Origin of the sequence: Geobacillus sp. Manikaran-105 (assembly GCF_002809955.1) — a bacterium.
Lineage (GTDB): Bacteria > Bacillota > Bacilli > Bacillales > Anoxybacillaceae > Geobacillus > Geobacillus thermophilus.
The window spans coordinates 18,325-30,115 of record NZ_PIJG01000036.1 but is presented as its reverse complement, the minus strand read 5'-3'; the positions used below and the strand labels follow the sequence as shown (position 1 = coordinate 30,115).

Here is an 11,791-nt window from a genome sequence, read left to right as displayed (position 1 = left end):
GTTTGTCAACTACATCCACGAACGTCCGGAGGAAGTGCTGCAGCGCTTAGGGTGTGCAGGATGACTGAGAAGTTAACTCTTCATGTTGCATGTATATAGATTTTCTTTGACACAGTATTTACTGAACGATTTCAAGCAAGAAATTCTCCGATAGACCGTTCTAGGTTTAACATTTTCTTTTGTAATCTGATGCTGGATGAAGCGACGAACATGCGTTTTTGTAATGTCATGAAGTTGTACAGAATAACCGTGTTGAATTAAGAAGTTCTCGAAACATCTCAAATCATACGCATAACCATCAACGGTGTTAAGTGAATAGTTTTTTTCAATTTGCAAGTACAACACAAATTCATCAATGGCTTGTCGAAACAACATAAAAAACACCTCCAGTTGATAATCAACGACCGATGATAATCGATAAAAAAATAATGATAATTCGTTTAAAAAATGATAATTCGTAGACACAAAAAACTATGAGGAACTTAGGTTAACAAGTTCCGGATAATTGATTTTATGGGCACTGGAGGGAAGAGGTCATGAGATTCCGGGAAAATAATAAGTTAACATAATATAAATTATAGGAAGTTATATTCGGTTTTGTCTCAATAAAAAGTAATCTTTTGATAGTGAGACGAAAAGCAAAGAAACAACGACATCCGTCATGAATGAGCGCTTTTGCAGCATACGCATGCAGCGGACATATTTGGTTGCTGAACTCCCCGCCACCTGGAAATCCGTTATAGTTTGTTATAAAGGAGTGCGCGATGATGAGATGCGGGCTCGTCCATATTTGTTGTGTCATACCAAAAAAAATCAAGAGTCGTCGCCAATTTGGTTTTTGCGCCGTTCCTAGCTTGTGCCCGAGCGGTATGTGTTTCACCGCAATCATTTTCCGCATCCGTCTCGCCTTCCTGATCGTTTGACAGTGGCTGGGCTTGTCCCTTTCTCCTGCCGAGTTGAAAGGCGTGCGGATGCAAATAAAATAAAAACGTGCAGTGTTCCCGAGTGGTTCATGAAACACTGCACGTTACCCGCTGCGTGTCGATTGTCGCAGGAAAGGCATGCTCCCATCCTTTCTTTTTAACTTTCAACGTTATGCAATGTCGGTGTGGCGATAGCGGACGCCTTTATACCGAACGCGAACCGGCATGCCTTTCTCTTGTTTGTACCTGATGAGCAGCCGTCGAGCTTTTGAAAAGGCTTCCATCATCCCGGATGCCGGAATCGCCTCATCCCAGACAGACGTTCTTCCTTGGTCTGTGTAAAAGGAAAAGACGTACTGTTTCACCCTCTTCACCTCCCTATGTACTTATTATAATCAGAGACTGTTTTTCCTAAACACAAAAACTGTTACAATTATGTTAACATTTTCTGTGCCGTGGCACTATGAAAAAATGGCTGGCGGAATGGGCCGCCGTGTCACGTTCTTTTTTTGATCTATGGAGCTCCTTTCAGTATGTTCGTTGTCACCGCCGGAATCAGCCTGCCGCCATGCTGCAAAGCCAGCGGTCTCTCTCTTGTCGCCGCAAAGAAAACCGGCACCTTATTCGATGCCGGTTTGATGTTTGTATTGTTTGACAGCCGACGGATAGTCGGCTTGGATGGCGTCTTTGTCCCGCCCAAGCCGCACGCTTAAAAACTCTAGCACAGCGGCGTCGTAGGCGAGCCCTGCCGCAAACTGCCGCTTTAACCATCGCTCGCCCGCGGCTTCATCGGGAAAGGTGCGAGCCTCTCCCCCGTCGGCATACCATGTCCATCCCTGTTCCGTCTGGCGGCTTAACCACCACTGGCCCTGATGATTCGTCCAAAACACGCCTTCTGCCTCTTCCCGCTTGTTCAGTTGGTTTTGTTCCGCATCGCCATAAACAGGCGCAAGCGGGAACGTCTCGATGACAAACAGCGGAAAGGTCGTGTCATCCACAAAACAACCCGATGCCTTCGGGTGGCCGCCGCCGCCAAACTGCTTCGCGAATTCGGCGACGTTGACGTCGTCATGGATGGTGCGAAACCCGATATGTTTTGTCCCGAGATTGACTAGGGCGATCAAATCTAGGTGCGGATGCCGTTTGGATAAGGCGTTGCCAAGCTCCGACAGATGGCGTTCAGCGAACACGACGCCGATGCAGTAATCGCCGATCCAGCGCTGAACGAGCTGCTTTTGCTTCTGTCGGATGTAGCGTTGAATTTTCTTTTCTTCCATATCCAGAAGCAACTCTTCCGTCTCCGTCAAGGCGAACGCCTCCCCGGAGGCGAGCCGCTCGCTCATCGTCTCCCAAAAGCCGTCGAGCCCGAGAATGGTGAACAAATCGTTGAGCCGCTTCGCTTGCAAATTCCCATTTTCTTCCCATTCCCACGTGTCGTACTGGCGGACGAGCTCGACAAACGCATCCAACGTTTCGTTAGGCGCCAGTTTTCCTTCGCGGACGAGGTAATCGTAAAAGAGCGAGGTTGCACATGTTTTTTTGCCGTCTTCCCGTTCGGGCGCGACCCATCCCCATGGATAGCTGTTGAAATGAAGCGCGGTCACGTGGTGGTCGATGACTTGCACATGGCCGCCGCGCTTGGCCCGCTCGGCGAGCTGCTGCTCCACCTCCTGGCCGACGGCTAGGTCGGTGATAAACAGCATGGCGCCATTCGCTTCCTCGCTTTGCAAGAACTGGCTGACCCGTTCATCCAAGTTCCGGTACGAGCAAAACGAAATGTTCACCTCGGCAAACGCCAGCTTGGCGAGCAATCCGCAGCCGATGCCGTCTAAATCGCTGTCGGTAAATAGTTTGATCATCGATTCCCATCCTTTTGTTACAAGCTTTTTTGCAGCCACGTTTTCAAAAGCGGAAGCAGTCGGTCGGGCAGCTCGCTCACTTGTGGAACGAAAACGCGAAAGCGGCCGTAAATGTTTTCAATCGTCCGCCGCGTCGATTCGTCATCCGCCCCGCGGCCTAAAAAAAGGTTGACAACCTCAATGCCGCGCCTCCGCGCTTCGGCCACCGCTTCATGCGTGTCGATAATGCCGTTTTGTTCGTAGCCATAGGCGGCCGGTTCCCCGTCAGAAAAGATGAGCAACACTTTTTGCGTTTCCGGGCGGCGGAGAAGTTGCTCAGTCATCCAGCGGATCGCCAGCCCGTCGCGGTTGTCTTCGTGGGGCTCAAGCTGCATGATCGCCGGGCCGCTTGATGGGTCCAACGACTCGCGGAACGAAACAGCCACTTGCAAGTAATTCGGCTGTCTGGCCGCGGTTGCCTCGTTGGCGTCTTCCCAAAACCCGACGATCTGGTGCGGCACACGCAACGTTTGAAGCACGTTGTGGCAGAGAACGAGCCCCGTTTTCGTTTCATCCATTTTATCGTGCATCGACGCCGAGCAGTCGACGAGCAGGCCGAACGCTGCGTTGAACCGCCGCGCTGGTTCGCCTTTTTTGTAAAACAGGCGCGGCCGCTCGTCGGTGAAAAACGGTATGAGCTGTTTGCGCAGCCGTCCGGCCGGCAAGTTCGTGCGCCACGTGCTGCGTTGGTGTTCGAGCCATTGCTCCATCACGCGCACAAGCCGCTTCCGGTATGGCGCGGCCGCCGCCTGTTTGCTGCGGTATTCGTCCCGTTCGTCACGACTTGGCGGCGGGGAAGAAAAAACAATGATGGCTGCCTGGCGGTTCGCTTCCCCATATGGAGCACCGCCTCCGACTGGTCGATGTTCCTGGGATGCGGCCGCCGCCTCGAGGCCGTATTCGTTTCGCTTCGCCGGCCGGGACGTTCCTTGGACAATGGCGAGCGCCTGGTCGCCATCGTCCCCCGGCCTCGCCCCGTCGCCAAGCATGCCAGTGCGGGTGCCGCGTTCTAACTCAAAGCGGAGAAAATTCCCATTCGGCCGGCTTGTTTCCCGGTGCCACGTCGACAGCACTTCCTGGTGCGCTTTGCCGTTTGACGGATTTTCCGCTGCATCGCGGTTTTCCAACGGATCGACCCGCTTCAAATCGCGAACCGTCATCTCCGATTCATCGTCCCCGTCATCGACAAATGGAAGCGAGGTGTAAGCGTTCACCATGTCACCGGCAAGCGCCTCTTCCATCAATGCGACGATGGCTAACGCCCAGCGGGCCGTATCCGCGGTGGACATCGCGTCAAACCATTGCGGCCACAGCGCGTCAAGGCGCGCCTGCACCGTTTCATCCGCCATCGGAGCGAGCGGAACGTCATCAAGCGGCGAGTCGGCGGTCAGCCGCAAATACATCGCCGCCAAAAATTGATCGGCGGCGGCGCCGCGGGTTTGGTTTGCCTGCCATTGCTGGGTGAAGTAGCGACGGTAAAGGCGGCGGCGCGTGCGAAACCAACGTTTCACCCCGGGCCGTTCCCGCTCGCAGAGGGCCTCAACACGAAGATCCTCAGCCAACGAAAACAGCTGTTTCGCCAGTTTCGGCCATGGGTGCGCTTCGGCTGCTTGCCGAAATGCGCGGACCGCCGCTAGGTCCGTATGCCGCCGCGTGCCGATGACGCGCAAGGCGACATCGCTTTTCATCGCCGTTTCTTTCTCCTTTGGCGGATACACATCCCAAAACTGACTGACGTACACCGTTGGCTTAACCGGATGCATCCCGGAATGGGCGGCGAACTCGACCGTCATGTCAGGACGGCGGGCGAGCGTTCGGGCGAGATCGGCGAGCTGCATCACCAAAAACGGATCGATCGGCCGATCGTTGAACATCATAAACCGTTCCATGGCCGCCTCCTACTCGTCAAACCATGTTTCCGCGATATTGCGCACCGCCGCCCGCTCCCGTTCATCGTCGAGCTTGTCGATGATGCTTCGTTCAATGGCGCGCAGCGGCGGGATATGCACCGCCAGATCGCACGCATCGAGCAAGGCGCGTACGGAAGCCACTTCTTCTGCCACTTGCCCGTTTCGCACCTGCGCCAGCAAGTCGGCTGACAAGGCGACGAAACGGTTGATCAACGTATCGTCTGTTAATGTAGTTTGTGCCATGATGACCGATTTTAACGTCTCCCCTTGCACATATGGGACATCGATGACGACGAAGCGGTTTTTTAACGCTTCATTGAGCGGCACGGTGCCGATATAACCTTCGTTGATCGCCGCAATGACGCCAAACGTCGGCTTCGCCTCGACGACCTCGCCAGTGAGCGGATTGGTGAGGCGGCGCCGATAGTCAAGCACGCTGTTTAAGATTGGCAGCGTCTCAGGTTTGGCCATATTGATTTCATCAATGTATAGCAAATGCCCCTTCTCCATCGCCCGGATGACCGGACCGGGCACATATTCGATTACCGCTTGGCCGTCGCGGTGCACGATCGTTTTAAACCCAAGCAGCGCCTCGGCATCAAGGTCCACAGAGCAGTTGATGCTGTGCATCGGCTGCCCGAACAAGGCGGACAACGTTTCCGCCAGCCGCGTTTTCCCCGATCCGGTTGGACCTTTTAACAGTACGTTTTTTCCAAGCGCCAGGGCAATGGCCGCATCGTGCACGATCGCTTCGTCTTCCGCCGTATACCCGCCGGAGCCGATCAGCGCGTGATCTGGATCATGGCGGAATAACGATTTTCGTGTTTCCATTTCCCTTATGACAACCTGTGGCCATGTCAACATCCTACGTCTTCCTCTCTGTTGCCGTGTCCTTCTCCCATTCTACTAAATCGTTCGGTGGGATGCAAAACAAACAGAATTCACCATAAAAATGTTATGTAAATACATACAAAAAAAGAGGCGCCCTCAACTGAAGTTGTCCTCAATCGCCTTGCGAATGAGCGCCGCACACCGGTCCAGCTCCGCTTTCAGTTGGCGTTTGTACAATTTCGCCTTTTCCTGCCCCCCTTCCGCGAAGCGGTAGTACACAACTTCTTGGTACTTCATGCCTTCTTTTTTCTGCTTGACTTGCTTTAAAATGCCGTCTTCAATCAAATCGTGGAGCGCTTTGTACACTTCGGAATGGTTCGGCCGGTAGCCGAACGGTTTAAACTCTTGGCGCAGCACATCAAGCAGCTTCAGTCCATACAACCGTTCTTGTTCCGTTAACGTGATTAAATACAGTTTTAAAAACGCACGTTGTTTTAACAGAAAACCGCTGGGCGTCCGTTTTTCTCCCATAGGCTTTTTCCCTCCTTCCCTACGGATGAAATTTCGCTCTTTGGGCGGCCAAATCCTGCTTATCTTCATTATACCATGCGGGAAAGGAAAAATCCTCTCCCGCTTGGGTTCAATAAAACACGATCGTTTTGTTTCCGTGGATGATGACCCGGTCTTCCAAATGCCATTTGAGCGCCCGGGCGAGCACGGTTTTTTCGATCAGGCGGCCGATCCGCTTTAAATCGTCGGGATGGTGGCGATGGTCAACGCGGGCGACGTCTTGCTCGATGATCGGCCCTTCATCCAAATCGTCGGTGACGTAGTGCGATGTGGCGCCGATCAATTTGACGCCGCGCTCATACGCCCGCTCATACGGACGCGCGCCGATAAAGGCGGGCAAAAATGAGTGGTGGATGTTGATGATCCGTCCCGGGAATTCAGCCACAAACGCCGGCGACAAAATTTGCATGTAGCGGGCAAGCACGATCGTGTCGATCTGATAGTCACGAAGCAGACGGATTTGTTCGGCTTCGGCGTCCGCTTTCGTTTCCTTCGTCACCGGAATATGCACATACGGGATGCCAAACGGCTCGACCGCATCGCGCAAATCCGAATGGTTGCTGACAACAAGAGCGATATCGGCGATCAGTTCGCCTGCCTGCCATTGCCAAAGAAGTTCAAGCAAGCAGTGCTCCGCTTTTGAGACAAAAATGGCGATCCGCCGAATGTCGTTATGGAGGCGAAGATGCCAATCCATGCCAAACTCAGCAGCGATCGGGGCAAAGGCCGCTTCGATCTGGTCTTTTCGTTCCGCGATGTTCGGGCAGTCAAACTCCAAACGGAGGAAGAACGTACCTCCTTTCGGATCGGTCGAGTATTGGCTCGATTCAACGATATTGGCGCCTTGCTCATACAAGAAGGACGTGACCGCGGCGACAATGCCTGGACGATCCGGACAGGAAATGAGCAGGCGGGCGCGATCTTCATAGCCTTGCAAAAATGATTGCCAGCGATGTTGGCGAAATGTCGTCATGCGTTGTCTCTCCCTTTTCTTGCTTTTCCTTGCCATTCATCATACAAAAAATTCATGAACTTGCCAACAGGGAAGATAACAAAAGGAGGGTGTCCCAAAAGGATCGGGACACCCTTTCTTATTACCGTATATAGGTATAAAACAATCATTAAGAAACAATATGTTGTGTTTTGTTAAGGAAAATGACCCTTTGGGGTCAGCCCCCTGGCAAGCGAAAAACCTCTCTCAGTCTTTCGTCAAATCGCCGGCCGGGCCGAAAAATTCGTAATGGATGTGCTCCTCTGGCACACCCCATTGTTTTAGAGCGCGATAGACGGTTTTCATAAACGGCACCGGGCCGCAGAAATAAAAGTCTGCGTCTTTCGTCGGGATCACGGATTGCATCCATGCAAGGTCAATCCGCCCTTCTTTTCCAAAATGTGGATGTCGGCAGTCCTCGTCGGATGGCGACTCATAACAAATATGATAAGAAAATGACGGGCGTTCCGCCAACATCCGAAGCTCCTCGTCAAACGCGTGCACGCGGCCATTCAAAGCAGCATGCAAAAACGCCGCTGGGCGGGTCGGTTGGCGGATGGCCAACGTATGCGCCATGCTCAAAAGCGGAGTGATGCCGACGCCGCCGCTGATGAACACAACCGGCGTCGTTTTGGACAAATCAAGCGTAAAGTCGCCGGCTGGAGCGCTTAACTCGACGACATCGCCTTCGTGAATGTGGTCATGCAAATAGTTCGACACGATGCCGGCCGGTTTTTCCGCTGTTGCTGCTTCCCGTTTGACACTGATGCGGTAATACCCTTTGCCGGGGGCGTCCGATAAGCTGTATTGGCGAATGTGCGTATACGTTTCACCAGGGATGTCCAGTTTTACGCTCACGTATTGACCTGGTAAATAGTCGCTGATGGCGTCGCCGTCTTCCGGCTCGAAATAAAACGACGTGATGACGTCGCTTTCCTTCACCTTTTTTGTGACGACAAAGCGGCGGAAACCGCGCCAGCCGCCGTGCTTGGCCGCAGCTTCATCGTAGAGCTCCTTCTCGACTTGAATGAAAACAGCGGCAATGGCTTCATACGCTGCCGCCCAAGCCGTTATCACGTCATCAGTGGCAGCGTCGCCGAGCACGTCTTTGATCGCTAGCAGCAAGTGCCTTCCGACAATCGGGTATTGTTCCGGTTTAATGCCTAAACTCCGGTGTTTATGGCCGATTTGCCGCACGACCGGCAAAATGGCGTCCAATTGATCGATATAGCGCGCTGCCGCGTACACGGCTGCCGCCAAGGCGCGTTGCTGCCGCCCTTGTTTTTGGTTGGCATGGTTGAAAATATTCAACAATTCTGGATGGTTCGAAAACATCAATTGGTAAAACCGTTTGGTAATCTGTTCGCCGTGCTGCTCCAACACCGGTACGGTCGATTTGACGATCTCAATCGTTTTTGGGTGCAAAGCCGTTGTCGTAGCCATGTTTCATCTCCTCGCATAAAACATATATTTTAAATACATGTTTTATTCAATCATACGCATAGTGAAAAAGCAACGTTTCAAATACATCTTTAATAAATTGTTCACAATTCCCTCGCACAGACAGGTGTGATACAATGGAAGCAACCATCTTGTCTAAAGGTTGTGGATGACCATGCAGCTGACGAACTATACAGAATATGCGTTGCGTGTGCTGCTGTTTTTAGGAACACTCGATGAAGGCGAAAAAACAAATATCAAAGAAATTTCCACTGCGTTTTCCCTCTCTGAGCATCATTTAAGCAAAATCGTCCATGAGCTCGGCAAGCTTGGCTACATCGAAACGATCCGCGGACGCAACGGCGGGATTCGCCTGGCGAAACGGCCGGAGGAGATTGTCATCGGTGCGGTCGTTCGCGAGACGGAAGACAATTTGTCGCTTGTGGAGTGCTTCGCCGCTCACGGTAATGAATGCGTGCTGACGCCTTCATGCCGGCTCCGTTTTGCGCTTCGCGAGGCGTTAGAAGCGTTTTTGCGTGTGCTCGATGCGTATACGCTCGCTGATTTGCTTGAAAACCGTACGTCGCTTCGTGCTTTGCTTGGGGAGCGGCGCGATCGATAGACACTCTCCTGCCGGGTGCCGGGGAGTGTTATTTTTTTGCCGAACAGGCACACTATAAGCAAGCATCGCCGCATGAAGGGAGACGGAACGATGGAATCATACGATGTCGTGGTCGTCGCCCGCCGTCTCAGTTTATGATGGAAACGAAAGGAGGAGGAAAAGATGCGAAAACGATGGATGATGCCGCTTGCCGCCATTTGCGCGTTAGCGGTCAGCCTTTGTGCCGGCTGCGGCGGCCAAGACGAGGAGCGGCCGGAAAAACGCAACCAGTCGTCAAACATGGGCGGCGGGATGAATACGTCCGGCACCGGCCGATCACATCCCCTTTGTTTGCCACAAGACGAAGAATATATTAAGATTAGAAAGGTGTGAAAACATCTGCATGACTAAAGGAGGTCACAATGAAACACGAAGGAAACGCTTTACCCCCTTACTTGCATATGGACAACGGAGAGCTTTGGCTCACCGAAGATGACCGCGACAATTTGAAAATTAGCTACCGGATCAAAGAGGTGATCTTTGCCGAGCCATCCGAGTATCAGCATGTCATGATTTTGGATTCGTATGATTTTGGCCGCATGCTCGTACTGGACGGCGTCGTGCAAACGACCTCGATTGACGGCCATATTTATAATGAGATGATTTCGCACGTGCCGCTTCAGTTTCATCCGGAAGCCAAACGGGCGCTGATCATCGGCGGGGGAGACTGCGGGGCAGCCAGAGAAACGGCTAAGTATGCCCGCCTCGAGGCGATCGAGATGGTGGAAATTGATGAGAAGGTCGTCCGGGCGTGCAAAGAACATTTGCCGGCCGTCTCCGGCAATTTGTCCGACCCGCGCGTCCACTTCATTTATGGCGACGGTGTCGCCTTTGTGCGCGGAAAGGAACGCGAGTACGACGTCATCATGATCGACTCCTCCGACCCGGTCGGCCCGGCTGAGGCGCTGTTTTCACCGGAGTTTTATGCCAACGTGCACCGGGCATTAAAAGAGGACGGGCTCATGGTGTGCCAAAGCCAGTCGCCCATTTTCCATCTCGATATTTTGAAGCGGACATACCGCAACATTCGCGAATTGTTCCCGCATGTGCTCGTGTACACGGCGGTTGTGCCGACGTACCCGGGCGGATTGTGGAGCTTTACAATCGGCTCGAAACGGCCGCTTGAGCTGCCGAAGCAAACAGCGATTCCCGAAGATACAAAATACGTCAATGACGCCGTATTCCGCCAATGCTTCGCGTTGCCTTCCTTTTTGCGCGCTGCGCTGGAGGCAGAGAACGAAAACACGGGAAAATGACCGTTAAAAAACCGCTGTCCCTCGCATTTAGGGACAGCGGTTTCGATTTGTCTGGAAAACACACGTTGAATGTTCTTGAGTCAACCTGCATTGGTTGGCTGCTTAGGCGTCAGCTTTTGCGCGCGTTCGACTGCCGGCAAGCGCCCGCTTGGCGAGCCACGCGATCGTCAAGTCGTCAGCCGGCGGGTTATGGAGTCCGGCGCGCACGTCTCGGTAATAGCGCCCAAGCGGACTATCAGCATACAAACTTTGTCCCCCGACGATGCGCATCGCCCAATCGACAACCTCGAGCGCGGTATTCGTCGCAATGAACTTGGCGGTTGCCAATTCCTCTTTCATTTCATGACGTTTGTCAGGGTATCGATCCCATAAATCGGCGATGCTATACAGAAAATGACGGGCGTGAACGAGGCGCCACTCCATCTCGGCGATTTTCCGCTGCACCTCCGGCGTCGAGGCGATCGGCTGCGACAACGTGTTCGGTTGGTACGTTTGGGCAAAGCGGAGCGCCTCATTGCGGGCGGCGATGGCGATCCCTAAGTAGCATGCCGGAACATGCAAAAGCCATCCTTGTGCCGGTGCTGCACCGACCGGTTTCTCCAGCATCTCCACGAGCGCTTCCGGTTCAACCTCGACGCCATCAAGGATGAGGTCATCGCTGCGCGTCGCCTTCATGCCGAGCGTGTGCCATGTCGGCTCAATGCGAAGCCCCGGGGTTTTCATCGGGACAAGAAATTCGCCGACCTCGCCGCTGCTGTCAATCGTGGCGGAAATTAGCACGTAATCGAGTGCCGGCGCCAATGACGCAAACGCTTTTCGCCCATGAAGCACCCAGCGGCCGTTGCGGAAACAAGCGGTTGTTGTTGGTTTTCCCCCGCGCGCCGGGCTGCCGGTTGCCCGTTCAGAATGGGCGCTGTTTATCAACACATGGCGTTCCGTGATCTCGCTGGCCAGGCGGATGAGCACCGCTTCCGGCCAGCGGCGCAGCAAATACAGGCGCATGACAATGCTTAAATGCCAACCGAGTGACAAGGCGGTGGCGCCGTCGCCTTGGGCCAGCGTCTCTTGCACGAGCACGAGCTCGTACAGCGAGGCCCCGCCGCCTCCGTATTCGGCCGGGACGGTCAACGACAGAAATCCGGCTTCTTTTAACAGAGCGAAGTTGGCAAACGGAAACTCGGCCCGCTCATCATAATGCGCCGCGCGGGCGGCAAACTGTTCGGCGAGGCGCCATGCCCGGCGGTGAAGCTCTTCTTCCCGTTCGGTCCGCACAAGCAGATGGTACAATTCGTTCATCGTTCTCCCCTTCTT

General features: G+C 53.6%; 12 protein-coding genes. 3 read left to right on the top strand and 9 right to left on the bottom strand.

Annotation, left to right across the window (positions count from 1 at the left end):
• Nucleotides 1–72: 72 nt before the first annotated feature.
• The 8 genes from CV945_RS11680 to hmpA form a co-directional block, all read right to left on the bottom strand.
• Nucleotides 73–375 carry a site-specific integrase gene (locus tag CV945_RS11680; RefSeq protein WP_232722115.1) on the bottom strand — a complete coding sequence of 101 codons (303 nt, stop codon included), beginning with the start codon at nt 373–375 and terminating at the stop codon, nt 73–75.
• Nucleotides 376–1,093: 718 nt separating this feature from the next.
• The gene (locus CV945_RS11675; RefSeq protein ID WP_033010936.1) at nt 1,094–1,288 is read right to left on the bottom strand and encodes a hypothetical protein; all 195 of its coding nucleotides are present in this window, start codon (nt 1,286–1,288) and stop codon (nt 1,094–1,096) included.
• A gap of 255 nt (nt 1,289–1,543) precedes the next feature.
• Nucleotides 1,544–2,782, bottom strand: a complete 1,239-nt coding sequence (locus CV945_RS11670; RefSeq protein WP_033010934.1) for a DHH family phosphoesterase — start codon at nt 2,780–2,782, stop codon at nt 1,544–1,546.
• A gap of 17 nt (nt 2,783–2,799) precedes the next feature.
• Nucleotides 2,800–4,710, bottom strand: coding sequence for a nitric oxide reductase activation protein NorD (locus CV945_RS11665; protein WP_100659820.1), 1,911 nt, complete (start codon nt 4,708–4,710; stop codon nt 2,800–2,802).
• A 9-nt stretch (nt 4,711–4,719) separates the two neighbouring features.
• Entirely contained in the window at nt 4,720–5,595 is an 876-nt protein-coding gene (locus CV945_RS11660; RefSeq protein ID WP_100659819.1) for an ATP-binding protein, read from the bottom strand.
• 123 nt (nt 5,596–5,718) lie between these two features.
• Complete coding sequence (locus CV945_RS11655) at nt 5,719–6,093, bottom strand: replication termination protein (protein WP_033010930.1); 375 nt, start codon at nt 6,091–6,093, stop codon at nt 5,719–5,721.
• Between the two features lie 109 nt (nt 6,094–6,202).
• The gene (gene purU / locus CV945_RS11650; RefSeq protein ID WP_100659818.1) at nt 6,203–7,105 is read right to left on the bottom strand and encodes a formyltetrahydrofolate deformylase; all 903 of its coding nucleotides are present in this window, start codon (nt 7,103–7,105) and stop codon (nt 6,203–6,205) included.
• Nucleotides 7,106–7,330: 225 nt separating this feature from the next.
• Nucleotides 7,331–8,566 carry an NO-inducible flavohemoprotein gene (gene hmpA / locus CV945_RS11645; protein ID WP_100659817.1) on the bottom strand — a complete coding sequence of 412 codons (1,236 nt, stop codon included), beginning with the start codon at nt 8,564–8,566 and terminating at the stop codon, nt 7,331–7,333.
• Between the two features lie 172 nt (nt 8,567–8,738).
• Here hmpA and nsrR point away from each other — a divergent pair, with 172 nt between their 5' ends.
• The 3 genes from nsrR (at nt 8,739) to speE (ending at nt 10,480) form a co-directional block, all read left to right on the top strand.
• Nucleotides 8,739–9,185: a nitric oxide-sensing transcriptional repressor NsrR gene (nsrR, locus tag CV945_RS11640; RefSeq protein ID WP_033010926.1), complete on the top strand. Its 447-nt coding sequence runs from the start codon at nt 8,739–8,741 to the stop codon at nt 9,183–9,185.
• A gap of 162 nt (nt 9,186–9,347) precedes the next feature.
• Nucleotides 9,348–9,557 (top strand): hypothetical protein, encoded by a 210-nt coding sequence (locus CV945_RS11635; RefSeq protein ID WP_033010925.1) that lies wholly within the window; start codon nt 9,348–9,350, stop codon nt 9,555–9,557.
• 29 nt (nt 9,558–9,586) lie between these two features.
• A complete protein-coding gene (gene speE / locus CV945_RS11630; protein WP_033027947.1) occupies nt 9,587–10,480 on the top strand; it encodes a polyamine aminopropyltransferase in 894 nt (297 codons plus the stop codon).
• Nucleotides 10,481–10,582: 102 nt separating this feature from the next.
• Here the strand turns inward: speE and CV945_RS11625 are convergent, their stop codons facing one another.
• Nucleotides 10,583–11,776 carry an acyl-CoA dehydrogenase family protein gene (locus CV945_RS11625; RefSeq protein ID WP_033010924.1) on the bottom strand — a complete coding sequence of 398 codons (1,194 nt, stop codon included), beginning with the start codon at nt 11,774–11,776 and terminating at the stop codon, nt 10,583–10,585.
• Between the last annotated feature and the right edge of the window lie 15 nt (nt 11,777–11,791).